This is a genomic window from Agromyces excoecariae, assembly GCF_051715505.1.
In the GTDB taxonomy this organism is placed as follows: Bacteria; Actinomycetota; Actinomycetes; order Actinomycetales; family Microbacteriaceae; genus Agromyces.
This window is the reverse complement of sequence record NZ_JBPSLA010000001.1, coordinates 499,496-522,107: the sequence shown is the minus strand read 5'-3', so window position 1 is coordinate 522,107 and position 22,612 is coordinate 499,496. Positions and strand designations below refer to the sequence as shown.

The 22,612-nt window shown below is 72.6% G+C and carries 24 protein-coding genes; 12 read left to right on the top strand and 12 right to left on the bottom strand.

Annotation, left to right across the window (positions count from 1 at the left end; all coding sequences use genetic code 11):
- Positions 1 to 10: 10 nt before the first annotated feature.
- Complete coding sequence (locus tag ACSJD1_RS02440; protein ID WP_438853722.1) at positions 11 to 652, bottom strand: TetR/AcrR family transcriptional regulator; 642 nt, start codon at positions 650 to 652, stop codon at positions 11 to 13.
- 217 nt (positions 653 to 869) lie between these two features.
- On the bottom strand, positions 870 to 1,166 hold the full coding sequence (locus tag ACSJD1_RS02435) for a DUF1905 domain-containing protein (RefSeq protein WP_438853721.1): 297 nt from the start codon (positions 1,164 to 1,166) through the stop codon (positions 870 to 872).
- Between the two features lie 138 nt (positions 1,167 to 1,304).
- Between ACSJD1_RS02435 and kynA the strand changes: the two genes are divergently transcribed.
- From kynA to ACSJD1_RS02420, 3 genes are read left to right on the top strand one after another with little or no spacing between them, the layout of a single operon-like run.
- Positions 1,305 to 2,201 (top strand): tryptophan 2,3-dioxygenase, encoded by an 897-nt coding sequence (gene kynA / locus ACSJD1_RS02430; RefSeq protein WP_438853720.1) that lies wholly within the window; start codon positions 1,305 to 1,307, stop codon positions 2,199 to 2,201.
- Between the two features lie 5 nt (positions 2,202 to 2,206).
- Positions 2,207 to 3,253, top strand: coding sequence for an amidohydrolase family protein (locus ACSJD1_RS02425; protein ID WP_438854109.1), 1,047 nt, complete (start codon positions 2,207 to 2,209; stop codon positions 3,251 to 3,253).
- 2 nt (positions 3,254 to 3,255) lie between these two features.
- The gene (locus tag ACSJD1_RS02420; protein ID WP_438853719.1) at positions 3,256 to 4,509 is read left to right on the top strand and encodes a kynureninase; all 1,254 of its coding nucleotides are present in this window, start codon (positions 3,256 to 3,258) and stop codon (positions 4,507 to 4,509) included.
- Here the strand turns inward: ACSJD1_RS02420 and ACSJD1_RS02415 are convergent.
- Entirely contained in the window at positions 4,457 to 4,927 is a 471-nt protein-coding gene (locus ACSJD1_RS02415) for a DUF1304 family protein (protein WP_438853718.1), read from the bottom strand. The two genes, ACSJD1_RS02420 and ACSJD1_RS02415, sit on opposite strands and share 53 nt — an antisense overlap.
- Before the next feature lie 294 nt (positions 4,928 to 5,221).
- On the opposite strand from ACSJD1_RS02415, the gene ACSJD1_RS02410 reads away from it, so the two are divergent.
- Both ACSJD1_RS02410 and ACSJD1_RS02405 read left to right on the top strand, forming a co-directional pair.
- The gene (locus ACSJD1_RS02410) at positions 5,222 to 5,653 is read left to right on the top strand and encodes a hypothetical protein (RefSeq protein ID WP_438853717.1); all 432 of its coding nucleotides are present in this window, start codon (positions 5,222 to 5,224) and stop codon (positions 5,651 to 5,653) included.
- A 39-nt stretch (positions 5,654 to 5,692) separates the two neighbouring features.
- Entirely contained in the window at positions 5,693 to 6,985 is a 1,293-nt protein-coding gene (locus ACSJD1_RS02405) for an MFS transporter (protein WP_438853716.1), read from the top strand.
- Between the two features lie 11 nt (positions 6,986 to 6,996).
- On the opposite strand, the gene ACSJD1_RS02400 is transcribed toward ACSJD1_RS02405, so the two are convergent.
- On the bottom strand, positions 6,997 to 8,304 hold the full coding sequence (locus ACSJD1_RS02400; RefSeq protein ID WP_438853715.1) for a wax ester/triacylglycerol synthase domain-containing protein: 1,308 nt from the start codon (positions 8,302 to 8,304) through the stop codon (positions 6,997 to 6,999).
- An 88-nt stretch (positions 8,305 to 8,392) separates the two neighbouring features.
- Between ACSJD1_RS02400 and purS the strand changes: the two genes are divergently transcribed.
- Positions 8,393 to 8,713, top strand: a complete 321-nt coding sequence (gene purS, locus ACSJD1_RS02395) for a phosphoribosylformylglycinamidine synthase subunit PurS (protein ID WP_438853714.1) — start codon at positions 8,393 to 8,395, stop codon at positions 8,711 to 8,713.
- Positions 8,714 to 8,730: 17 nt separating this feature from the next.
- Entirely contained in the window at positions 8,731 to 9,429 is a 699-nt protein-coding gene (gene purQ / locus ACSJD1_RS02390; RefSeq protein WP_438853713.1) for a phosphoribosylformylglycinamidine synthase subunit PurQ, read from the top strand.
- Positions 9,430 to 9,534: 105 nt separating this feature from the next.
- Here the strand turns inward: purQ and ACSJD1_RS02385 are convergent, their stop codons facing one another.
- Entirely contained in the window at positions 9,535 to 10,905 is a 1,371-nt protein-coding gene (locus ACSJD1_RS02385; protein WP_438853712.1) for a hypothetical protein, read from the bottom strand.
- Here ACSJD1_RS02385 and ACSJD1_RS02380 point away from each other — a divergent pair.
- Together ACSJD1_RS02380 and ACSJD1_RS02375 are read left to right on the top strand one after the other, a co-directional pair.
- Positions 10,900 to 11,076: a hypothetical protein gene (locus ACSJD1_RS02380; protein WP_438853711.1), complete on the top strand. Its 177-nt coding sequence runs from the start codon at positions 10,900 to 10,902 to the stop codon at positions 11,074 to 11,076. The two genes, ACSJD1_RS02385 and ACSJD1_RS02380, sit on opposite strands and share 6 nt — an antisense overlap.
- Before the next feature lie 43 nt (positions 11,077 to 11,119).
- Positions 11,120 to 12,490 carry a DUF2254 domain-containing protein gene (locus tag ACSJD1_RS02375; RefSeq protein WP_438853710.1) on the top strand — a complete coding sequence of 457 codons (1,371 nt, stop codon included), beginning with the start codon at positions 11,120 to 11,122 and terminating at the stop codon, positions 12,488 to 12,490.
- A 129-nt stretch (positions 12,491 to 12,619) separates the two neighbouring features.
- On the opposite strand, the gene ACSJD1_RS02370 is transcribed toward ACSJD1_RS02375, so the two are convergent.
- Positions 12,620 to 14,131 (bottom strand): catalase, encoded by a 1,512-nt coding sequence (locus ACSJD1_RS02370; protein WP_438853709.1) that lies wholly within the window; start codon positions 14,129 to 14,131, stop codon positions 12,620 to 12,622.
- Positions 14,132 to 14,257: 126 nt separating this feature from the next.
- Positions 14,258 to 14,698 carry a Fur family transcriptional regulator gene (locus tag ACSJD1_RS02365; protein ID WP_438853708.1) on the bottom strand — a complete coding sequence of 147 codons (441 nt, stop codon included), beginning with the start codon at positions 14,696 to 14,698 and terminating at the stop codon, positions 14,258 to 14,260.
- 165 nt (positions 14,699 to 14,863) lie between these two features.
- On the opposite strand from ACSJD1_RS02365, the gene ACSJD1_RS02360 reads away from it, so the two are divergent.
- Positions 14,864 to 15,346 carry a hypothetical protein gene (locus ACSJD1_RS02360; RefSeq protein WP_438853707.1) on the top strand — a complete coding sequence of 161 codons (483 nt, stop codon included), beginning with the start codon at positions 14,864 to 14,866 and terminating at the stop codon, positions 15,344 to 15,346.
- A gap of 58 nt (positions 15,347 to 15,404) precedes the next feature.
- Here ACSJD1_RS02360 and ACSJD1_RS02355 read toward each other — a convergent pair whose 3' ends face one another.
- The 3 genes from ACSJD1_RS02355 to ACSJD1_RS02345 form a co-directional block, all read right to left on the bottom strand.
- Positions 15,405 to 16,550: a M14 family zinc carboxypeptidase gene (locus ACSJD1_RS02355; RefSeq protein WP_438853706.1), complete on the bottom strand. Its 1,146-nt coding sequence runs from the start codon at positions 16,548 to 16,550 to the stop codon at positions 15,405 to 15,407.
- Between the two features lie 260 nt (positions 16,551 to 16,810).
- Positions 16,811 to 18,145 carry a mechanosensitive ion channel family protein gene (locus tag ACSJD1_RS02350; protein ID WP_438853705.1) on the bottom strand — a complete coding sequence of 445 codons (1,335 nt, stop codon included), beginning with the start codon at positions 18,143 to 18,145 and terminating at the stop codon, positions 16,811 to 16,813.
- 135 nt (positions 18,146 to 18,280) lie between these two features.
- A complete protein-coding gene (locus ACSJD1_RS02345) occupies positions 18,281 to 18,646 on the bottom strand; it encodes a DUF1801 domain-containing protein (protein ID WP_438853704.1) in 366 nt (121 codons plus the stop codon).
- Positions 18,647 to 18,720: 74 nt separating this feature from the next.
- Between ACSJD1_RS02345 and ACSJD1_RS02340 the strand changes: the two genes are divergently transcribed.
- On the top strand, positions 18,721 to 19,617 hold the full coding sequence (locus ACSJD1_RS02340; protein WP_438853703.1) for a formylglycine-generating enzyme family protein: 897 nt from the start codon (positions 18,721 to 18,723) through the stop codon (positions 19,615 to 19,617).
- Between the two features lie 18 nt (positions 19,618 to 19,635).
- Here the strand turns inward: ACSJD1_RS02340 and ACSJD1_RS02335 are convergent, their stop codons facing one another.
- Entirely contained in the window at positions 19,636 to 20,370 is a 735-nt protein-coding gene (locus ACSJD1_RS02335; protein ID WP_438853702.1) for a flavodoxin family protein, read from the bottom strand.
- A 74-nt stretch (positions 20,371 to 20,444) separates the two neighbouring features.
- On the opposite strand from ACSJD1_RS02335, the gene ACSJD1_RS02330 reads away from it, so the two are divergent.
- Positions 20,445 to 22,040, top strand: a complete 1,596-nt coding sequence (locus tag ACSJD1_RS02330; RefSeq protein ID WP_438853701.1) for an AMP-binding protein — start codon at positions 20,445 to 20,447, stop codon at positions 22,038 to 22,040.
- Positions 22,041 to 22,066: 26 nt separating this feature from the next.
- On the opposite strand, the gene ACSJD1_RS02325 is transcribed toward ACSJD1_RS02330, so the two are convergent.
- Positions 22,067 to 22,600 carry an adenine phosphoribosyltransferase gene (locus tag ACSJD1_RS02325; protein WP_438853700.1) on the bottom strand — a complete coding sequence of 178 codons (534 nt, stop codon included), beginning with the start codon at positions 22,598 to 22,600 and terminating at the stop codon, positions 22,067 to 22,069.
- Between the last annotated feature and the right edge of the window lie 12 nt (positions 22,601 to 22,612).

The window sequence follows — 22,612 nt, the reverse complement described above, 5'->3', positions numbered from 1 at the left end:
ACGAGCGAGCTCAGTCCTCGGGACGCTTCCGGTGCGACATGTCGTGGAACTCGCCGAAGTCGAGCGCGGCGCCGGGCAGTTCGGTCGTACCGGGTCGAGCACGCAACCCGTCGAGCACGATGGCCAGCTGCCGACGCCAGAACGGCAGGTAGGTTCCGCCGTACTGGCCGAGCGAGCCGAGCATGTCGACGACGACGCTGATGTCGACGGATGTCACGTCGGGGCGAAGTGCGCCCTCGGCCTGCGCCCGCGCGACGATGCTGTCGGCGACGGCCTGGAACTCGGCGCCGGGGCGGTGCTCGGGGTCGAGTTCGGCGACGCGGCGCATGACCGCCGGCAGGTACGGGCGCTCGATGAGCCACGACGACAGGGCCTCGAGCCAGATCTCGATGGCTCGCCATCCGCTCTCGGCCTGGACGACCTCGGCGGTGAAGGCCCGCAGGTCGTCGACGCCGGTGTCGTAGAGCTCGCGGACCAAGGCGTCGCGCGTCGGGAAGTGGCGGTACACGGTACCTGCGCCGACCTCGGCGCGCGTGGCGAGCTCGTCGAGCGGAGCCTCGATGCCGCGCTCGGCGAAGAGGCGTCGCGCCTCGACCAGCAGGCGCTCATGGTTGCGGCGGGCGTCCCGCCGGGACGACACGGTCGTGGTCACGACACCAGCGTACGCCCGGCGGGTCGACGGACGACGGGACCTAAGCCTTCGTGACGGCAGCGGTTCTCCGGATCGAATAGGATACGGAGTGTCGACTCCGCTTCCCTAGGCGGGAGACGCGCGCCCACTCGGGGGAGGGGCGTCGGTGCGGCGGGCACGGGGTGGGTGCCCTGCTCCGGGGGATGCCCGCCGCACCCGTTCCCACGCCGTCGAGTCGCTATTCGAGCGTCTCGAGGTGCACGTCGACCGTCTCGCCCGCCCCGATGCGCTCCGCGTCGCGGACGGCTCGCTTCAGGGGCAGGGCGTACCGCTGCCGGCCGGGGAAGATCGAGGTGCGCCACGTGGTCGCGCCGATGGTGGCCGACACCCGGACCGACCCGAAGCCGCGCGGCATCCGAGGGCGATCCCTGATCTCCTCGGACAGTTCCTCGGGAACGTCGACGAAGAACCACGAGTCGGCGGCGCGCTCCTCCCATCGGTACACGACCGCGGTGAACCGGTACTCCTCGGGCATGGCACGACCCTACGCCCGACCCCCGACGGCCGGATCCCGGCGACCGCGCTCACGGCCCGCCGTCCGCGTCCGGGTCCCCGGACCCAGCGGGCAGGACGGGCCTGACGGCCGCACGGTCCCGATGGCTAGGCTGGCCGCGTGGCAGCACCGAACGACGACCCGACGACCGAGGCCGACGAGCAGGGCGTCGAGGCGAACACCCGACGCATCGAGGCATCCGTCGTCACCGACTTCAGCGACCGCATGAGCTACGGCGGGTACCTCGACCTCGACACGCTGCTCGCCGCACAGCGGCCGATCTCGCGACCCGAGCACCACGACGAGCTCCTCTTCATCATCCAGCACCAAACCACCGAGCTCTGGCTGAAGCTCGTGCTGCACGAGCTCGAGACCGCGTGCGAGCTCATGCGCGCCGACGACCTCGCACCGGCGCTGAAGTGCATCGCACGCGTGAAGCACATCCAGAAGACGCTGACCGAGCAGTGGTCGGTGCTCGCGACGCTCACCCCGAGCGAGTACGCGCAGTTCCGCGGCGTGCTCGGCAACGCGTCCGGCTTCCAGTCGTACCAGTACCGAGCGGTCGAGTTCACGCTCGGCAACAAGAACGCCAAGATGCTGCAGGTCTTCGAGGCCGACGCCGCGGCGAGCGCGATCGTGCGCCGCGCCCTGGAGTCGCCGAGCCTGTACGACGAGTTCCTGCGCCTGCTCGCCCGGGCCGGGTACGACATCCCCGCCGACGTGCTCGAGCGCGACGTGACCAGGGCCTGGACGTTCCACGAGGACCTCGTGCCGGTGTTCGCGGCGATCTACGCCGACCCCGAGCACAACTGGGCCGCATACGAGACGTGCGAGGAGCTCGTCGACCTCGAGGACAACTTCCAGCTCTGGCGCTTCCGGCACCTGAAGACCGTCGAGCGCATCATCGGCTCGAAGACGGGCACCGGCGGGTCGAGCGGCGCGCCGTTCCTCAAGCGCGCGCTCGAGCTGACGTTCTTCCCCGAGCTGTACGCGGTGCGCACCGAGATCCCCGGGTGAGCGCGATGACGGATGCCGCGAACCCCACCGCGTCCGAGCCGCTCGGCCCGCTCGCACGCCGCGTCCGGCGCTCCCTGAACGGCGCCCACCCCGGCGAGACCGGCACGATGCTGCCGCCGTTCATCGACCACCACGTTCACCTGCAGCTGTCGGATGCCGCGCCCGCCGTCGCTCGCGGCATCGCGGCGGTCGTCGACCTCGGCGCCGACCCCGGCGCGGTCGCGACGATCGCCCGCGCCGACGGGCTGCCCCGCGTACGATACGCCGGCGCGTTCCTCACGGCCCGCGGCGGCTACCCGTCCGGGCGCCCGTGGGCCCCGAGCGGAAGCGTGCGCGAGCTCGACCCCGTCTCCGGAGACGCCGAGGACCAGCGCGAGCAGCGGCATCACGCGCTCAGCAGCCCCGTTGAGACGGCGGTCGACGAGCAGCGGCGGTTCGGGGCATCCGTCGTCAAGGTCGCGCTGAACTCGACCACCGGACCCGTCTTCGACCGGGCGACGCTCGACGCGGTCATCTCAGCGGCCCATGCCGCCGGACTCCCGGTCGCCGTGCACGCCGAAGGGGCGGGGATGGCCGAACTCGCGATCGACGCCGGCGCGGAGGTGCTCGTGCACGCGCCCTTCACCCAGCGGCTCGACGACGACGTGATCGCGCGCGCCGTGGCCGCGGGCCAGGCGTGGATCTCGACGCTCGCGATCCACGTGCGCGACGACGCCTCCGTCGCCGAGACCGCCATCGACAACGTCCGCCGCTTCCACGCGGCCGGTGGGCGCGTGCTCTACGGCACCGACGCGGGCAACGGCGAACTGGAACCGGGCGTGAACCCCGCCGAGGTCGCCGCGCTCGTGCGGGCCGGGCTCGCGGCATCCGACGTCATCGCGGCCCTCGCCGACCCGTGGCCCGACGCGTCGCCCGGCTGGGCGGACGCCGGCGTCGCGACCTTCGTCCCCGACCCCGCCCCCGCCGACGACGACCTCGTCGACCCCGACGCCGTCGCACGATGGCTCGCCACCGCGCGCCTCGTGCCCACCGAGGAACTGGAGCTCCGCTGAACATGGACTCGCTGCTCGCCTACGCCCGCCGCCAGGACCGCGCCGACGGCCTCGCGCACCTGCGCAAGCGCTTCGTCGGCGCCGACACCGACCTCGTCTACTTCGACGGCAACTCGCTCGGGCGCCCGCCGGTCGCCGCGATCGAACGCGTCGAGCGTTTCCTGCGCGAGGAGTGGGGCGGACGACTGATCCGCGGCTGGGACGAGTCGTGGCTCCAGCTGCCCTACGAGATCGGCGACCGCATCGGCCGCGCGGTGATCGAGGCGAAGGCCGGCCAGACCGTCATCGGCGACTCGACGACCGTGCTGCTCTACAAGCTCGCGCGCGCCGCCGTCGACGCGCAGATCGCTCGCGACCCGCAGCGCCGCGAGATCGTCGTCGATCGCGACAACTTCCCGACCGACCGGTACGTGCTCGAGGGCATCGCGCACGAGACCGGCTGCCGGCTCCGCTGGATCGACGTCGACCTCGAGGGCGGCGTCACGCCCGAGCAGCTCGCCGAGGTCGCCGGCCCGCACACGGCGCTCGTCGTCGTGAACCACGTCTCGTACCGGTCCGCCTACCTCGCCGACGCGCAGGAACTCACGCGCATCGCGCACGACGCCGGCGCCCTCATCCTCTGGGACCTCTGCCACTCGGCCGGCTCCGTGCCCGTGCACGCCGACAACTGGGAATTCGACCTCGCCGTCGGGTGCACCTACAAGTACCTCAACGGCGGGCCGGGCTCCCCCGCGTTCGCGTACGTGCGCGACGACCTGCAGCAGGTGCTGCGCCAGCCGATCCAGGGCTGGTTCGGCACGGCCGACCTGTTCGCGATGGGCCCCGAGTACGTGCCCGCGTCCGGCATCCGCCGGTTCGTCAGCGGCACCTCCCCGATCACCGGGATGATCGCGATGCAGGAGACGCTCGCCATGATCGAGGACGTCGGGATGCCGGCCATCCGCGCGAAGTCGGTCGCGCTCACCGCGTACGCGATCGAGCTCGCCGACGAGTGGCTCGCTCCGCTCGGCGTCACGGTCGGGTCCCCGCGCGAGGCCGAGGAGCGCGGCGGGCACGTGATCCTCCAGCACGACGCCATGCGCGAGGTCACCGCCCGGCTCTGGCAGCGCGACGTGATCCCCGACTACCGCGACGTCGGCGGGCTGCGGATCGGCCTCGCGCCGCTGTCGACGAGCTTCGAGGAGGTGCACCGCGGGCTCGACGTCACGCGCGAGGCGCTCCGCGAGGTGCTCGCGGAGCGGGCGGGGCTGGGGTAGCGGGGGACGCGGCGGTCGGCGCCGGAACGGCACGACTGGGCTCGCCGAGCACGATCGCGAGGATCACGGCGAGTGCGAGTCCGGACTCGAACACCGCAGAGAGCCAGAGCTCCGGCGCGGTGATGACGAGCGAGACGCCGAGGACCACGTGCATGGCGGAGACCGTGAGGATGATGGCACGCCCCTCACCGACCCTCGCCCGGCTCACCAGGACGAGTCCGGCGACGACCGCGACGCCCATCAGCATGTTGTACACGCCGACATTCCGCGTCCAGAGCGCGACGGCATCGTATTCGTCGGGCTCGATCAGGAAGATCGGATGCAACTCGGGGCGGCGGTGGAAGAAGGTCTCGAGCACGCCGATCACCAGGAGTGTCAGCGCCTCGATGGCGGCGAGGACCTGTGCGAGGGGTTTCATGGCCGGATCATCGTCGGCGGCCGCGGCTCCCGCATCGGGGTCATCCCCGCCCATCGATGGGGGTACACCGGAGGCATCGCGTGCGCGCGCGTCGGCCACGTGCACTCCAGCTCGACGCCGCGCGCGAGGTGGACCGCGAAGTGTGCTCGCGGAGCGGGCGGGGCTCGGGTCGGGGACCTCGCGCGGCTAGCACGCGACGCACCCCTCGGCAATCCCTCCGGCGCGTTCACGCGCCCGGAACACGTCGCGCGTAGCATGGCCCACCACACGCGACACCGATGGAAGGGATGTTCCATGACGGATGCGACCGACAAGAAGACCGCCGACCTCGACGACCGCGTCGAGGAGGCCGTGGAGAACGCGATGGCAGCGGCGGATGCGGCGGCGGACGACGCGGGCGACCGGATCGACGACCTCGCGGACGCCGCGAGCGACGCGATCGGCAAGGCCACGGCCGCGGCGTCGGAGGCCGCGAGCAAGGCCACGGCCGCGGCATCGGAGGCCGCGAGCAAGGCGACCGCCGCGGCCGCCGACGCCGCGAGCCAGGCGAAGGCGCTCGCCGCCGACGCCGTGGACGACGCGGGCGAGTTCATCGACGACGCGTCGGACTGGATTCAGGACAAGTACCGCGAGAACCCGGCGCTGGTTCTCGGACTCGCGGCTGCGGCCGGCGTGGCGCTCCTCGTCGGCATAGGTGCGATCGTCCGGGCGCTCACGCGCGACTGAGGTCGGCGTGACGCGGGCACCGCAGCTCGAGCGGCGCGCATGACAGGCACGGACCGAGCCCGCGTACCGGGGCTGCGCCCGTGGTCGATGGTGCTCGGGCTCGGCTTCGTGAGCCTGTTCATCGACATGGTCTCCGATGGGGCCATCTCGGTCGGCGGCGCCCTGCTGCAGCAGCTCGGGGCGTCCGCGGCGCTCGTCGGCGCCATCACCGGGACGGCGACGGCCGTGGCGCTGGTGCTGCGGCTCGTGACGGGCCCGTGGGCCGACCGCACCCGCGCGTACTGGGGCTTCTCGATCACCGGCTACGCGATGAGCGCCGTGAGCGTTCCACTGCTCGCACTGACGCCCTCGCTGGGCGCCGCCGCCCTCGCGACGGCGAGCGGGCTGATCCTGGCCGAGCGCACCGGCAAGGGCGTGCGAGGGCCGGCGAAGACCGTGCTGCTCGCGGATGCCGCGGAGGCGGTCGGTCGCGGCCGGGCGTTCGGGGTGCACAAGTTCCTCGACCAGGTCGGGGCGTTCGCGGGGCCGCTCGTCGTCGCGGCCATCGCGGCGGCGACCGGTGAGCTGTGGCCCGCCTTCCTGGCGCTCGCCGTGCCGGCCGCCACCGCCATGGTGCTCCTGTTCTGGCTGCGGGCACGCGTGCCGGACACACGCGTCTACGCGGCTCCGTCGGCGCCTGCGCCTCCGTCGGCGCCTGCGCCTCCGTCGGCGACCGCAACACGCCGGTCGCCCGGTGCGCTCCTCGCCGGACTCGGCGCGGTCCCCGCCCACGTTCGCGCGACCTTCCTCCTCTTCGCCACGTTCGCGGCGCTCACGACGTTCGGCCTGCTGAGCTTCGGCGTCCTGTCGTACCACCTCGTCGCCGCCGAGCTCGTGCCGATCGCGGGCGTGCCGCTCGTCTACGCCGTCGGCATGGCGACCGCGGCGATCGGTGCGGTCGCGACGGGATGGGCGTACGACCGCATCGGCGCCGGCATCCTGTTCTCGGTGCCGGTGCTCACGGCGTTCGTGCCGGGCATGGCGCTCGGCGGCAGCGTCGGCGTCGTCGTGGCCGGCGTGGCGGTCTGGGGGCTCGCGACCGGCATCCAGGACTCGACGGTCAAGGCGCTCGTCGCCGACCTCGTCCCGGCGGGCCAACGCGGATCCGCGTACGGCTGGTTCGCGGTCTTCCAGGGCGTCGGCGCACTCGCCGGCGCGACCGTCGCCGGCCTGCTCTACGCCCAGCTCGCCGCGTTGGTGTGGCTCGTCGTCCTCCTGCAGGCGACCGCCGCCGCCCTGCTCGTCCTCGTCCTGCGCCGCCGGCGCTCCGAGCGGATGCCGGAGCCCGCCTAGCGCGACGGCGTTCAGGCGAGTGCCGCGACCCGCTCGAGCTCCCGCCCGAGCACGACGGCGAACGACGTCGCCGGGATGGCATCCGCATCGCAATGGACCGCGCACCGCAACATGCCGTCGTACGACAGCGCGGCGACGCTGAGCCGCACGTTGCCCTGGATCGCGGAGACCGGCCACACCTGCTCCAGCGGGGCGCCGGCGAGCGCGAGCCGATGGCGCGGCCCCGGCACGTTCGTGACGAACATGACGATGAGCCGCTGGAATCGCACGAGCCGACGGAAGAGCGCGGTGCCGGTGCGAGTCCGCGTGAGCTCGAACTGGCCGCGCGAACGGGCGTCGGCCTTGCGCGCCCGCGTCAGCGCGGCGATCCGGGCGAGACGCATCGTGACATCCGACTCGCCCGTCGGCAACGGCACGAGCATGACGCCGACCGCGTTCCCCGAGCGGCCCCGCGCGCCGAGCGCGACGGGCACGCTCGCCGGGAGCACGGGCGGGATCGGCCGGCCGCGGGAGCGGAGCGCGTCTTCGGCGGCCGCGGCGGCCGCCGCGAGGAGGGCGTCGTTCACGGTGGCGCCGATCGTGCTCGCGCCGGCGGCGAGGGCCTCGAGCGGTACGTCGACGAACGCCACGCCGCGCCGAGGGCCGATGGGGCCGAGGAGGATGGTGCGCGGCACGGCGGGACGGAGCACCGCGGCCGTGCGCTCCCAGCCCGAGGCGAGCATGCGGAACCGGGCCCGCAGGCCGCGTCGCGCCGGCACGACGGACTCCGCGGTCGCGGTCGGCTCGACGCCCTCGCCGCGAGCGGCGACATCCGCCGCCGCCGGCGAGCTTCCGGTCGGACCGAGCAGGAGCTCGACGAGGCCGACCGCGGCGAGCCCGTCGGCCATCGCGTGGTGGATGCGCAGGACGACGCCCAGACGGTCCCGCCCCGCCCCGGGCACGAGCAGGAGCTCCCACAGCGGACGGTCCGTGGGCATGGCGGTCACCATCAGGCGGGCGCAGAGCGACTCCAACCCGGGGAGCCCGTCGACGGGGTCGGCGAGTCGCACATGCGCCTCCAGGTCGACCGGCACGCGCTCCCACGCGAGGCGCCGCCCGTCGCGCACGACCCGCTGCGAGAGCCGCGGCGCCGACGGGATCAGTGCGCCGAGCGCCGCACGGAGCGCCCGGAGATCCACCTCGCCGCCGGGGCCGATCGGGCCGCCGGGCGCGAGCACGCCGGCCATCAGGAACGCGTTGACCTGATCGGGCGCGTCGATCACGATGTTCGACGCATCGGCGGCCGAGAGCCGTTCGCGTCGTGCCGCGGGGCTGCCCACGGCCGCAGTCTACGTCGGGCGACGAGCGGCGTCCGGACGGCGGATAGAATCGAGGCATCCACCCCTCGACACCGAACGGAGAACCGCGGTGCCCACCATCGTCGTCGAAGTGATGCCCAAGGCCGAACTGCTCGACCCGCAGGGGAAGGCCGTCGCCGGCGCGCTCTCCCGCACCGGGCACGAATCGATCAGCGGGGTCCGGGTCGGCAAGCGCTTCGAGCTGACCGTCGAGGGCCCAATCGACGACGCGGTCCGGGCCGAGGTCGCGGCGCTCGCGGAGCACGTCCTGTCCAACTCCGTCATCGAGGACGTCGTCGGCATCCACTACGAGCAGTCGAACGCCGAGCTCGCCGGCGAGGCCGCCGAGCACCACGACGGCTACGACGCCCCCGCGGGCGAGACCCACTGAGGCCGGGGGCTCCAGGCATGCGCATCGGCGTCATCACCTTCCCCGGCTCGCTCGACGACCGCGACGCGCAGCGCGCGGTGCGCCTCGCCGGAGGCGAGCCCGTCGCGCTGTGGCACGGCTCGCACGACCTCGAGGGCGTCGACGCCCTGATCCTGCCCGGCGGGTTCAGCTACGGCGACTACCTGCGCTGCGGCGCGATCGCGTCGCTCAGCCCGATCATGACCGAGGTCGTCGAGGCCGCGAACCGGGGCATGCCGGTCCTCGGCATCTGCAACGGCTTCCAGATGCTCGCCGAGGCGCACCTGCTCGAGGGCGGCCTGATCCGCAACGACCACGGCTCGTTCATCTGCCGCGACCAGGTCCTCCGCGTCGAGAACGCGTCGACCGCCTGGACCTCCGACTTCGAGGCGGGGCAGGAGATCATCATCCCGCTGAAGAACGGCGAGGGCGGGTTCATCGCCTCGGAGGAGGCGCTCGACCGCCTCGAGGGTGAGGGACGGGTGGCGTTCCGCTACGTGGGCGTGAATCCCAACGGGTCGCTCCGCGACATCGCGGGCATCACCAACGCCGCCGGCAACGTGGTCGGCCTCATGCCCCACCCCGAGCACGCGGTCGAGCCCGGCTTCGGTCCCGACACCGCCGCCGCCATGCGCTCCGGAGTCGACGGGCTCGGCTTCTTCACGAGCGTCATCCGCCGCACCCTCGTCGAGGCGTAGGGCGCGATCGGGCGGCCCCGTCGAGTACTCGGTGGAACGCTCGGCCGGCCCGGTCGAGTACCGTCGGCGTCGCGATGCGATACCGCGCGGCGGGACGTGGGCACGTCAGTGGCCGATGCAGACCATGGATACGAGCAGCGGATCGAGCGGGCCGGTGTACGTGTCCTCGGGCCACGGCCCGATGGCCGGATCCGAGGACGGGAAGTACTGAGGCGCGCAGATGGCGTCGACGTCCTCCTGCCGCCACACGCCGTCGACGCGATGCACCGCGACCGCGTCGACCGATCCACGCACCACGAGTGCCATCCAGTCGCCCGCACAGTAGCGGAACTCGCGGTCGATCTCCGCTCCACCGAACAGCGCCCGCGCCGCATCGAGCTGCTCGGCGCTGCAGCTGATGTCGCCGGAGGAGATCGGGCCTCCGAGCGGGACGACGACGAAGTCGTCGACCGGGCATGTCCAGCCCACGTCACCGCCGGGGAAGATGCCGCTGTACTCGCCGGCGCCGCGGAAGTATCCGTCGAGCACGTTGCCATCCAGCACGACCGTGGTGTTGCCGTCGTCCGCGACGACGTTCACTTCCCACGCCCGGCTGATGCGCGAGAGGCTGCCGTGCAGCACCTGCCCGGGTGTCGTCACGCTCGCGTCGCCGCCCGACACGCTCAGCGTCTGTCCGTTCAGCGGGAAGGTGCCGCACTCGGCGTGCGTCTGGATCTCGTACCCTCCGTCCGGCACCGGGCTCGTCTCGGGGGTCGCCGCGACCGGCGCCGCCGTCGCGCGCGGACCAGTCGCAGACGCCGGGTCGAATGAGAGCGACGAGATGATGCGCACGATGGTGCGGTACTCGGGCGTCTCGAGGTACGCCTGCGCGGCATCCGGGCTCGGGAAGTCGATCACGAGCGCCGTCGGCCCGTCTTCGGAGTGCGCGGAGAAGCTGACGGCGCCCACATCGCCGCCCTCGAATACGATGTGGCTCAAAGAGTCCTCGCAGGTCTCGGCGTCGGCGATCTGCGAGGTCGTCGTGCCAAGGCCCGCGATCACATGGTCTCCTGCGTCGAGCACCTCGAACGCGACCGTTGGAACCGCCCCCGAGATCTGGTCGGGCGGAATCGACATCGGCACCTCGTCGAGACGTTCATACGGATATGTCTCCATCGACCCCGGCACGCAGCCTGGACCACCGAGGCCCCAGATCTTGTGCGAGTAGTACAGTCGCGACGCGCCTTCTGCGTCGAGCACCTCGTAGTCCACCTGGCCTTGCGCGTCGGTGCGCGGCGGCAGCACTGTCCAGTCCTCCGGGAGCTGCCACGAGGCGAGTCCGTCGGCAGTCGTGAACGTCGACCACGCGGCAGCGGGCGTCGGCACGGCCGAACTGCTCGGCACCACCACGTCGACCGGGGATGCCGTGCATGCGGAGAGGCAGATGAGCGCGCCCGCGGCGATTCCGGCGGACGGCACGCGAGAGCGCGCGTGCACGGTGGCGAGCCTATCGACGCCACCTCCGAGCGGCAGGACCCCGTCCGGGGGACGCTACGACGGCCGGCTGACGACCGCGCCCTGGCCACGGTCGCCGCCGCCACGCGCTCCGGCGTCGACGGGCTCGGCTTCTTCACGAGCGTCATCCGCCGCACCCTCGTCGAGGCGTAGGGCGCCCGCGCACCTCCCGTAGGCTGACGTCCGGGAGGTGCCGATGCCGACGTCCGACGGAACCCGCCGCTGGTGGGCCACCTTCTCCGAGTCGATCTCGTCCCGGATCTGGCCGCTCCCGGTCGGAGCGATCGTCGCCGCCGTCCTCGCCGGCATCCTGTTGCCGATCCTCGACGCAACGGTCGACGCGCACCTCCCGGCGTGGCTCGGCGCGATCCTGTTCAGCGGCGGTACCGACGCCGCGCGAGCCGTGCTGACGACCATCGCGGGCTCGCTGATCACCGCGACGTCGCTGACGTTCTCGCTCACCGTCGTCGCCCTGCAGCTCGCCAGCAACCAGGCCTCGCCCCGTCTGCTGCGCACCTTCTCGTCCGACCGGATGGTGCACGCGACGCTCGCGGTGTTCCTCGGCACGTTCGCGTACGCGCTCACCGTCCTCCGCACGGTCTCGGACACCGGCGAGTTCGTGCCGCGGATCGCGGTGACCATCGCCTACGCGCTGACCCTCGCGAGCGTGCTCATGCTCGTGCTCTTCCTCGCACACCTCGCGAGTGGACTGCGCGTCGAGACGATGCTGCGCGACGTGCACCGCGAGACGACGCGGACGATCGCGCTCGTCGGCGCCGACGACCGGCCGACGGTGCCGGCGCCCGAACGACCCGCCGACGCCCGGCCCGTGTTCGCGCGTCGATCCGGCTTCGTGACCGGCATCGATCGCGACGCGCTGGTCGAGGCGGCGAGCGACCACGCGGCGGTCGTCCGCGAACTCCGTCAGGTGGGCGCGAGCGTCATCGAGGGCACGCCGGTCGCTGAGTGGTGGCCCGAGCGCGACGCGGCGGCCGCGGCGGATGCCCCCGTCGACCACGGCACGCGCGCCGATCGAGCCGCACTCGAGTCCGCCGTCGTCGAGGCGTACCGGGTGGGGTACGAGCGGACCTCTCCGCAGGACATCGGCTTCGGGCTGAGGCAGCTCGCCGACATCGCGGCGAAGGCCCTCTCGCCCGGGGTGAACGATCCGACGACGGCCGTGCACGCGCTGAGCCACATCGCCGCCGTCCTGAGCGAGCTCGCGGACCTCCCCGATGCTCCGGCGGCGTATGCGGACGCGGACGGCCGCGCGCGCGTCATCCCGGTGCGGCACGAGTTCGCCGAGCTCGTCGAGGTGGGCGTGCAGCAGGTCAGGCGGTACGGCGCAGCCGACCCCGACGTCGCGACGCGGCTGTTCGAACTCGTCGACGACGTCGGGCGCCACGCGAATCGGCCGGAGCACCGACGGGTGCTCGAGGACCAGCTCGATCGCCTGGTGGCGAGCGTCGCCGCCGCGGACTACGACCCGCATGAACGCGCCGAGTTCGCCCGGCTCGCGGATCGCGCCCGTGGCGTGCTCGCTCAGGACGACGCGACGTCGGTGTAGCGACCCGGTTCGCCGACCGCGGCACCGGTGCACGAACCGGGCGAGCCGATGACGGCGTCGACCCGTTCGGCCGGCGCCCGGGCCGCGCTTCCACGCGACCCGGACGCGGTGCCGATCCTGGCGCGGCGGCTAGGCCGCGGCCTCGTCGGCCTCCGGCTGCTGCGGTGCGTCGGCGTTCACGCCCGCGGCGTACGCCTCGCGGAGCGAGGCGCCGAGCCCGGCGTCGACGTTGGTCCAGTACTGGAAGAACCGCTCGCGGATGTCGTCGACCGTGATCGCGTTCGCCTGGCCCGAGAGCGTCTCGAGCAGGCGCGCCTTGGACTCGGCCGAGTAGACGTCGCGGTAGAGCGAGCCGGCCTGGCCGAAGTCGGAGTCGTCGGCGCGCAGCGTGTAGGCGGTGCGGACGAGCGAGCCGTCGGACTCCCAGCCGCCCTCGCCCGCGGCATCCGCCGACGCCACCGGGCCGCCGACCGAGTTCGGCGCGTAGACCGGCGCGGTCGGCGCGTTGAAGTGGTACCGGGCGGCGCCGTCCTGCGAGTAGGTGTGCACGGGGGCCGCGTGCGGCGCGTTCACCGGCAGCTGGGTGTAGTTCGTGCCGACCCGGTAGCGCTGCGCGTCGGGGTAGCTGAACACGCGCGCCATGAGCATCTTGTCGGGGCTGATCGCGATGCCGGGCACCGTGTTCGCGGGCGAGAACGCGGCCTGCTCGATCTCCGCGAAGAAGTTCTGCGGGTTCCGGTCGAGCGTCAGCGTGCCCACGGGGATGAGCGGGTAGTCGGCGTGCGGCCACACCTTCGTGAGGTCGAACGGGTTGAAGCGGTACGTCTTCGCGTCCTCGTACGGCATGACCTGCACGAAGAGGTCCCACTTGGGGTGGTCGCCGCGCTCGATCGCCTCGTACAGGTCGCGGCGGTAGAAGTCGGCGTCGGCGCCGGCGATCGCCTCGGCGGTCTCGGCGTCGAGGTGCAGGTCGCCCTGCTGCGAGCGGAAGTGGTACTTCACCCAGAAGTGCTCGCCATCGGCGTTGGTCCACTGGTACGTGTGCGAGCCGTAGCCCTGCATCTCGCGCCACGACTTCGGCAGGCCGCGGTCGCCCATGAGGTAGGTGACCTGGTGCGCCGACTCGGGCGAGAGGGTCCAGAAGTCCCACTGCATGTCGGCATCGCGGAGGCCCGATCCCGGCAGGCGCTTCTGCGAGTGGATGAAGTCGGGGAACTTGATGGCGTCGCGGATGAAGAACACCGGGGTGTTGTTGCCGACGATGTCGTAGTTGCCCTCGGTCGTGTAGAACTTCAGCGAGAACCCGCGCACGTCGCGCCAGGTGTCGGGCGAGCCCTGCTCACCGGCGACCGACGAGAAGCGCAGGAGCGTCTCGGACTCGGTGCCGGGCTGGAAGACGGCCGCACGGGTGTAGGCCGAGACATCCGCCGTCACCTCGAAGCGGCCGAACGCGCCGCCGCCCTTGGCGTGGACGATCCGCTCCGGGATCCGCTCGCGGTTGAACTGGGCGAGCTTCTCGACGAGGTACCGGTCGTGCAGCACCGTGGCGCCGTCGGCGCCGACCGTGAGCGAGTGCGCGTCGCTGGCGACCGGCGTGCCGGTCTGGGTGGTCGTCACGGGCGGGGTCGTAGGGTTCGACATGTCGTCCTTCTCTTCTCGGTGGGTGGATGCCGCGGCGCGGCGGTGCACGACGTGCGGGCACGACGAGCACCGCCCCGGGCGGGCGGTCGGCGCGCGAGCGCGCCTGTGCGAGCGGATGCCGCCGGGCTAGCCGGCGAGCTCCCGCCGGCAGTCGGCGCAGAGGCCCCAGAAGGTGACCTCGGCGGTGTGGATGGCGAAGCCGGCGCTGTCGGACGGCGCGAGGCAGGGCGGCTCGCCGACGACGCAGTCCACGTCGGCCACGGCGCGGCAGCGGGTGCACACCACATGGTGGTGGTTGTCGCCGGTGCGGCTCTCGTAGAGCGCCGGCGACTCGGCGGGCTCGATGCGCCGGAGGAGGCCCGCGTCGGTGAGCGCACCGAGGACGTTGTAGACCGACTGCAGCGACGTGCCGGGCAGCGTGGCCGTGACGCGCGAGAGCACGGCTTCGGCGTCGAGGTGACCGTGGCCGCTGACGGCGTCGAGGACGGCGAGGCGAGGCGAGGTCACCTTGAGACCCGCGGCGCGGAGACGCGCAGCGGCGGCGTCGCTTCGGGTCTCGGTCGGCATGACTCCACCGTAGCAGTTGTTTTGAGTGACTAAAAACAACTGCCCCAACACGTCCCGGTTCGTGGCGGGCACCGGGCTCGGGCAAAGCCCGTGCATAGCCTCCGCGCGGACCATCGAACGCATACCGGTGCGCCCGCACCGCGCGAGAAGCCCGAAGGACCGATCATGACCTCCCAGCCCACGACCACGGACGCCGGCACCGACGACCCGGCGACGACGCCGGATGCTCCACCGACCGCTCCGACCGAGCCGCTGCCGCCGGCGGCGCAGACGCCGCCCCCGTTCCACCCGGCGGGGCCCGCTGCCGCGACGCCGGCGGCCGCCGCGCCCCCGACGCACGACGGATCGGGTCCGGTCGACGAGCGCACCCCGTGGTACCGCCGGGTCTGGGTGCTCATCGTCGGCGCCCTCGTGGCCGCGCTCGTCTTCTTCGGGGCCGGGTTCGTCGCGGGCAACGCCGCCGCACTGTTCAACGGCGTCAGCGGCGACCGGGCAGGCGTTCCCGTCGGACCCGGCTTCGGCGGCGATCGGGACGGCGACGGCTTCGCCCCCGGCGGCGGGCGCCCCGGCATGGGTGAGCCCGGCGACCGTCCCGGCTTCGGCGACCAGGACGGCGACGACGACGGGGGCACCGGCACCGACTCCTGAGCGCACGCACGCGAAGGGCCGGGTCGCATGACGCGACCCGGCCCTCGGCGTCACGCGACTACGGAACGGGGATCACCCCGGTGTCGGTCTGGTAGCCCGTCACCGGAGCGTGCGGGATCTCCTCCCAGCGGGCGGGGTCCTCCTGCTGCACCTCGCCGGTCGCCATGCCGGTCAGGAGCTCCTGCAGCGCGAGCACGTTCTGCTTGATCGACTTGCCGCGCGCCTTCTGGCCGAGGCTGCCGTCGCTCGTGTTGCCGCTCGTCTCGAAGAAGATCGCCGGGTTGCTGTGGCCCTCGGGGTTCAGCCCGTCGTGGTCGAGTCCGAGCATCATCGCCGAGACCACACCGCCCTTGATGTCGATCTCGAGGCTGCCGCCGACCTGGTAGCGGTCCATGTTGACGTACCCGTACTTGGCGAGTTCGTCGTAGACGTGCACGTGCATCTGCCGCGTGAGCACGTCGTAGGCGCCGCCCTCGACGCCCGGGAGCGTCGGACCCCCGGGTGCGAGCGAGATGCCGAGCGACAGGGTGACGTCGTCGCCCGTGCCGTACTCGCGCTTCAGCCCCTGGTGGTGGATGTCGACGGCGAAGGCCGGGTCGACCATCGTCCAGTACTCGTAGAACGCCTCCGACTCGGCGGCCGCGAACTTGCCCTCGCCCCAGTCGCGGTTCAGGTCGATGCGCGTGCCGGAGCCGTCCTGCAGGACCGTGTGCCGGATGTTGAGCTCCGACCCGTCGGGGTTGTACATCGGGATCACGTGGAACGTGTACGTGTCGCGGAGCAGGGTCCAGTCGGGCGAACCGTTGGTGCCGAGTTCCTTGAGCACCGCGAGCAGCGACTCGGTGCCGTAGGGCTCGTTCCCGTGGATGCGACCCTGCAGCCAGACGGCCTCAGGCCCGTCGCCGACGGTCGCGACGTACAGGTCGCGACCCGACTCGGAGGTCGAGACCGCGGTCCCGACCTCCGCGAGCGTCTGGACGTCGACGCCGAAGCGCGCGGTGTCCTCGAGCCGCTGGAGTTCGGTGACGAGGTCGTCGTACGTCGCGATGCTCGAGGTGTTCGTCTTCCCCTCGGTCGAGGGGAAGTTCGGGTCGGCCACGGCCGGAGCGGCTGCGGCGAACGGAGCCGCCACGGCCAGTGCGCCGGCGGCGGCGAGGATTGCGGTGCGGGATCGGTGGTGCTTCGGCGTCGGGCCAGTGGACATCGATGTCTCCCCTATCGGTGCGACGTGCCGGTGAAGGCGGCACGGGCTCCTGGATCACCCGGAAGGGGCTTTCCCATGAGCGTGCTGTGAGCCTACGGAGGATCGCCTCCGCTCCTCAAGGGACACCCGTCCGCGGTTCGCGGCCGGTCCGCACCGTTCGTCCGGCGCTCGGCACTCGTCGCCCTCGACTCGTGCCGACGCGCCGGCTCGGCCGGCGCCCGGGTCAGCGCGCCGCGTCGCCCCGTGCCCGCGTCAGCGAATCAGCGCGTCGGCTCGTCAGGCTCGCTCGACTCGTCCGCCCGGCCGTCGCCAGCGACGTCGGCCCCTGCTCGCGCATCGTCGGCCTCGTCCTCGCGCTGCACGGGGATCGCCTGCGTGAACTCCGACGCGCGCTGCTCGCCGTCCGCCGTCCCGGAGAAGAGCCCGGCGCGCGGCATGGAGCCCGTCGCCGGCCGCGACTCCGGGGCATCCGCCGGCGACGGATCGGGCCCGGACGCGCCCTCCGTCGCCCCACGACGCTCCGCGCGCTCGACCGCATCCGTCCGCGCGGCCGGATCCGCACCGACGAGCACGCGCTGCTGCGGCAGCGCCCCGGCGTCCTGCTCCCGGATCCACTCGACGAGGTCCTCGCGCACGAGGCACCGGAGGTCCCACAGCGCCGCCGAGTCCGCCGCGCTGACGAGTACCCGGACTCGCACGAGCCCGCCCGTCGCCTCGGTCACCTGCAGCACCTTCGTGCGCCCGTCGAAGAGTTCCTCCCCCTCGAGGATGCGGTCGAGTTCCTCTCGCATCGCATCGGTCGAGATGCGCCAGTCGACGTCGAGCTCCACCGAGCCGATCAACGCACTGCCGTACTTGGTCCAGTTCTGGAACGGCTTCGTCGTGAAGTACGTGCAGGGCAGCACGACGCTCCGCTCGTCCCACGTGACGACCACGACGTAGGTGAGCGTGATCTCGCGGATGCGGCCCCACTCGCCCTCGACGACCACCACGTCGTCGACGCGGATCGCCTCGCTGAAGGCGATCTGGATGCCGGCGAACATGTTGGCGAGCACCGACTGCGCCGCGAGGCCCGCGACGATCGAGGCGATTCCGGCGGAGGCGAGCACGCTGGCGCCCACGGCGCGCACCCCGGGGAAGGTGAGCAGGATGGCGCCCACCGCGAGGATCACGATGACGACGACCACGAGACGGCGCACGATCTGGAACTGCGTGTGCACGCGGCGGGCGACCCGGTTGTCGGCGACATCCATGCGGTACCGGCTCACGCCCACGTCGGCGAGGAACAGGAACAGCTGCGCGACGAGCCACGCGCCTGCGGCGATCATGCCGATGAGGAACGCGTGATCGACCGGCGGGCGCCAGCCCGCATCGGGGAACGCCAGTGCGATCGCGATCCACGTGCCGCCGACGAGCAGCACGGTTCGGAACGGCCACCTGGCGCGACGGATCAGGATCCCCGCCCAGTCGCGTCGTCGCGCGGCCGCGCGCACGATGATCGAGGCGATCGCCGAGACGACGAAGGTCGCGACGACCGCGACGACGAGCGCGATCGCGAAGACCATCACGGTCTCCCAGGTGGTGGCGTCGGGCACGGGGACTCCCTCCGGTCGGGCCCACCAGCGTAGGCCGGGCCCCGGTGGGCAGTGCAAACCGAGGGCCGCGCTCTCGGGGTCTGCCCAGCGCATGCGGAGGCCGCGGCCAGCTGCGGGCCCGCCTGCCGGTCGCCCTCAGCCCGCGTCGCGAGCGGCGATCCAGGCGCGGACCAGCGCCTGCAGGGCGTCGCGCTTCTGCTCCAGCTCGGCGGCGTCCGCGAACTTCGCGACGCGCGAGACCTCGCCGTCGCCCTCGAGGATCCCATCGGGGTCGGGCAGTTCCGCGCCGCGGTGGAACATCAGGCTGGCGTGCGTCCTCGCCTTCGGGTAGAACGACGCGATGTTGCCCCGGTAGGCGAAGGTCGGCGCCTGCCACTTGATGGCCTCGGTCACCCGCTCGTCGGCGCTGAGCACGACGTCGCGGACCGCCATCACGAGGTCGCGCTGCGGGTTGTCGTAGCGTTCGAACCAGGCGTCCACCGTCGGATCGTGACGGACCATACCCGCAGTATCGCACCGGTGCGCCCGCCGCGGCCACCGGGCGGTCGCCCCTCCCGCGCGGGTAGCCTGAACGGATGGCGCTCACCGAGCTCGTCCCCCTCGCCGGCGGCACGTTCCGCATGGGCAGCGACGTCCACTACCCCGAGGAGGCGCCGCAGCACGAGCGGGTCGTCGCGCCGTTCGCGATCGAGCGCCACCCGGTCACCAATGCCCGGTTCGCCGAGTTCGTCGCCGCGACCGGCTACGTGACCACCGCCGAGCGCCCCCTCGACCCGGTCGAGTTCGCCGACGTCCCCGAGGCCGATCGCGCGCCCGGTTCCCTCGTCTTCACGCCGACCGACGGTCCCGTCGACCTGCGCGACTGGCGCCAGTGGTGGCGCTGGGTGCCCGGCGCCGACTGGCGCCATCCGTTCGGGCCCGAGTCGGGCATCGACGACCGGGCCGACCACCCCGTCGTCCACGTCGCGTTCGCGGACGCCACGGCCTACGCGGAATGGGCCGATCGACGCCTGCCCACCGAGGCCGAGTGGGAGTACGCGGCGCGGGGCGGCCTCGACGGCGCCGAGTTCGCGTGGGGCGACGAGCGGACGCCCGACGGCATCGTCATGGCGAACACCTGGCAGGGCAGCTTCCCCTACCGGAACACCGGGTGGGGCGGCACCTCGCCCGTCGGCGCGTTCGCGCCGAACGGGTTCGGACTCGTCGACGTCATCGGCAACGTCTGGGAGTGGACCTCGGACCCCTTCACGCCCCGGCACGTTCCGCCGGGCGCGGCATCCGTCGACCGCGGCGAGCGCGCCGACCTGCTCTCGGGCACGGCCCCGTCGCGTGCGTTGCACGTGACGAAGGGCGGCTCGCACCTCTGCGCGCCCGAGTACTGCCGGCGGTACCGCCCGGCCGCACGGTCGTCGCAGGCCGAGGACTCGTCGACGACGCACCTCGGGTTCCGCTGCGCGGCCGACGTCGCGTAGGCCGCGTAGGGCGGGGCCTCAGCGGTACTCGGGGTTGGGGTGGTCCGGCGTCGGCCGGTAGCCCCAGCGCTCGCCCGAGTCCCACTCGTCGCGGACGTTGCCGACGGCGGGGATCCCGCCGGCGTCCTTCAGCAACCTGGCGAGGTGCATGAGGTTGTACGTCATGAACGTCGTGTTGCGGTTGGTGAAGTCGTTCTCGGGCCCACCGGAGCCCTCGTCGAGATAGCTCGGCCCGGGGCCGGCCTCGCCGATCCAGCCGGCGTCGGCGGCGGGCGGGATCGTGTACCCGATGTGCTGCATCGAGTAGAGCAGGTCCATCGCGCAGTGCTTGATGCCGTCCTCGTTGCCGGTGATGACCACGCCGCCGACCTTGCCGTAGAAGGCGTACTGGCCCTTCGCGTTGCGCTCTCCGCTCATCGCGTAGAGCCGTTCGACGAGGCGCTTGGTCACGGAGGAGTTGTCGCCGAGCCAGATCGGGCCGCCGATCACGAGGATGTCGGCGTCGCGGATGCTCGGCCAGATCTCGTCGGGCCACGCGTCCGCCGCCCAGCCGTACTCGCGCATGTCGGGGAAGACCCCCGTCGCGACGTCGTGGTCGACGAAGCGGAAGGTCTCGACGGCGACGCCGTGCTGCCGCATGAGCGCGATGCTCGCATCCATGAGCCCCTGGGTGTTGCTCACCTCGGGCGATCGCTTGAGCGTGCAGTTCACGTACACCGCGCTGAGGTCGCTGAAATCCGGTGCTGGTGCCATGGAGCCGACGGTACTCCCCCGACGGGCACGCGGCGAGGCATGATGGGTCGCACCCGCAGATCGAAGGAGATCGCATGGTCCACGCCTCGGCACCCGACGTCGACGTCCCGAACCTGTCCGTCCACGAGTACCTCTTCGGCGACCTCGACGAGTCCGGGCTCGATGATCCCGCCCTCATCGACGGGACGAGCGGCGCCGCCACCACGTACCGCCAGTTGCTCGGCCAGATCGACCGCTTCGCCGGCGCGCTCGCCGCCCGCGGCATCGGCGTGGGCGACGTCGTCGCGGTGCTCTGCCCCAACGTGCCCGCCTTCGCCACGGTGTTCCACGGCATCCTCCGCGCGGGAGCGACGGCGACCACGATCAACTCGCTGTACACCCCCGAGGAGATCTCGGCCCAGCTCGAGGACGCGGGCGCCAGGTGGCTCATCACCGTGACCCCGCTCCTGCCCGGCGCGAGCGCCGCCGCCGACCGGCTCGGACTCCCCGCGGAGCAGGTCGTCGTGCTCGACGGCGCGCCGGGGCATCCGTCGCTCGCGGACCTGCTCGGCGAAGGGCGCTCCGCGCCCGACGTGTCGTTCGACCCCGCCACGCACGTCGCCGTGCTGCCCTACTCCTCGGGCACGACCGGGTTGCCGAAGGGGGTCATGCTCACCCACCGCAACCTCGTGGCGAACGTCGCCCAGTGCCGCGCGACGATCGGCCTCGCCGAGGGCGACCGGGTGCTGGCCGTGCTGCCGTTCTTCCACATCTACGGCATGACCGTGCTGCTGAACTTCGCGCTGCGGCAGCGCGCCGTGCTCGTGACGATGCCGAGGTTCGACCTCGCCGAGTTCCTGCGCATCGTGAGCGAGCACCGCGCGACGTGGCTCTTCGTCGCCCCGCCGATCGCGGTCGCGCTGGCGAAGCACCCGATGATCGACGAGTTCGACCTCTCCAGCGTGAAGGTCGTGTTCTCGGGCGCGGCGCCGCTGGACGGCGCCCTCGCCGAGCTCGTCGCCTCCCGGCTCGACTGCACGGTCTGCCAGGGCTACGGCATGACCGAGACCAGCCCGGTGACGCACGTGATCCCCGTCGATCGCACCGACCTCGACCGCTCCAGCATCGGCATGCTCCTGGCGAACACCGAGGCGCGCATCGTCGACCCGGACTCCGGCGAGGACGTCGCGGTCCCCGCCGATGGCACCGCGAGCGCGCCCGGCGAGCTGCTCATCCGCGGACCGCAGGTCATGTCGGGTTACCTGAACCGTCCGGACGCGACCGCCGACATGATCGACGGCGACGGATGGCTCCACACCGGCGACGTCGCGACCGTCACGGCCGACGGCGTGTTCCGCATCGTCGACCGGCTGAAGGAGCTCATCAAGTACCACGGCTACCAGGTCGCCCCGGCCGTGCTCGAGGCCGTGCTGCTCGGCCACCCCGCGATCGCCGACGCCGCGGTCATCGGCACCCTCGACGCGGACGGCCAGGAGGTGCCGAAGGCCTTCGTCGTGGTGCAGTCCGGGCAGTCGCTCGACGAGGAGGACGTCATGTCGTTCGTCGCCGAGCACGTCGCGCCGCACGAGAAGGTGCGCGTGGTCGAGTTCATCGACGCCGTGCCGAAGTCGGCGTCGGGAAAGATCCTCCGCAAGGACCTGCGGGCGCGGGAGGCCGCCGCGCGCGGCTGAGCGCGGCACGGCCGCCGCGGCGGCCGTCAGTACTGCAGGAGGCTGCGGACCTCGTAGCGGTCGCCCAGCCGGGCCCGCCCGCCGAGCGCCTCGAGCTCGATCGCGACCGAGATTCCGGCCACCTGCCATCCGGCCCGCTCGACGAGGCGCACCGTGGCCTCGGTCGTGCCGCCCGTGGCGAGCACGTCGTCGACGATGAGCACGCGCGAGCCCGGCGGAAGCTCGCCCTGGTGGACCTCGAGCGCCGCGGTGCCGTACTCGAGCTCGTACTCCTCGCGGATCACCGCACGCGGCAGCTTGCCCGCCTTCCGAACCGGCAGCACGCCCGCTCCGCAGAGCGCGGAGGCCGCGCCGGCGAGCAGGAAGCCGCGCGCCTCGACGCCGGCGAGGTGGTCGAACCCGCCGGCGAACGGCGTGGTCAGCGCCTCCGAGAGGGCATGGAACGCCGGCCCGTCGGCGAAGACGGGGGTCAGGTCGCGGAACACCACCCCGGGCTCCGGGAAGTCGGGGATCGTCGCGAGCTTCGACTCGACGAGCTCGCGGACCTGCGCGTCGTCCACCGGATCACCCTA

Coding starts and splice junctions, on each gene's coding strand:
- ACSJD1_RS02435 (WP_438853721.1), bottom strand. CDS start 1,166: ATGCCCGAGGAGTACCGGTTCACCGCGGTCGTGTACCGATGGGAGGAG.
- ACSJD1_RS02425 (WP_438854109.1), top strand. CDS start 2,207: ATGACGGATGCCGCGAACCCCACCGCGTCCGAGCCGCTCGGCCCGCTC.
- ACSJD1_RS02420 (WP_438853719.1), top strand. CDS start 3,256: ATGGACTCGCTGCTCGCCTACGCCCGCCGCCAGGACCGCGCCGACGGC.
- ACSJD1_RS02415 (WP_438853718.1), bottom strand. CDS start 4,927: ATGAAACCCCTCGCACAGGTCCTCGCCGCCATCGAGGCGCTGACACTC.
- ACSJD1_RS02410 (WP_438853717.1), top strand. CDS start 5,222: ATGACGGATGCGACCGACAAGAAGACCGCCGACCTCGACGACCGCGTC.
- ACSJD1_RS02405 (WP_438853716.1), top strand. CDS start 5,693: ATGACAGGCACGGACCGAGCCCGCGTACCGGGGCTGCGCCCGTGGTCG.
- purQ (WP_438853713.1), top strand. CDS start 8,731: ATGCGCATCGGCGTCATCACCTTCCCCGGCTCGCTCGACGACCGCGAC.
- ACSJD1_RS02375 (WP_438853710.1), top strand. CDS start 11,120: ATGCCGACGTCCGACGGAACCCGCCGCTGGTGGGCCACCTTCTCCGAG.
- ACSJD1_RS02370 (WP_438853709.1), bottom strand. CDS start 14,131: ATGTCGAACCCTACGACCCCGCCCGTGACGACCACCCAGACCGGCACG.
- ACSJD1_RS02365 (WP_438853708.1), bottom strand. CDS start 14,698: ATGCCGACCGAGACCCGAAGCGACGCCGCCGCTGCGCGTCTCCGCGCC.
- ACSJD1_RS02360 (WP_438853707.1), top strand. CDS start 14,864: ATGACCTCCCAGCCCACGACCACGGACGCCGGCACCGACGACCCGGCG.
- ACSJD1_RS02355 (WP_438853706.1), bottom strand. CDS start 16,550: ATGTCCACTGGCCCGACGCCGAAGCACCACCGATCCCGCACCGCAATC.
- ACSJD1_RS02345 (WP_438853704.1), bottom strand. CDS start 18,646: ATGGTCCGTCACGATCCGACGGTGGACGCCTGGTTCGAACGCTACGAC.
- ACSJD1_RS02340 (WP_438853703.1), top strand. CDS start 18,721: ATGGCGCTCACCGAGCTCGTCCCCCTCGCCGGCGGCACGTTCCGCATG.
- ACSJD1_RS02335 (WP_438853702.1), bottom strand. CDS start 20,370: ATGGCACCAGCACCGGATTTCAGCGACCTCAGCGCGGTGTACGTGAAC.
- ACSJD1_RS02330 (WP_438853701.1), top strand. CDS start 20,445: ATGGTCCACGCCTCGGCACCCGACGTCGACGTCCCGAACCTGTCCGTC.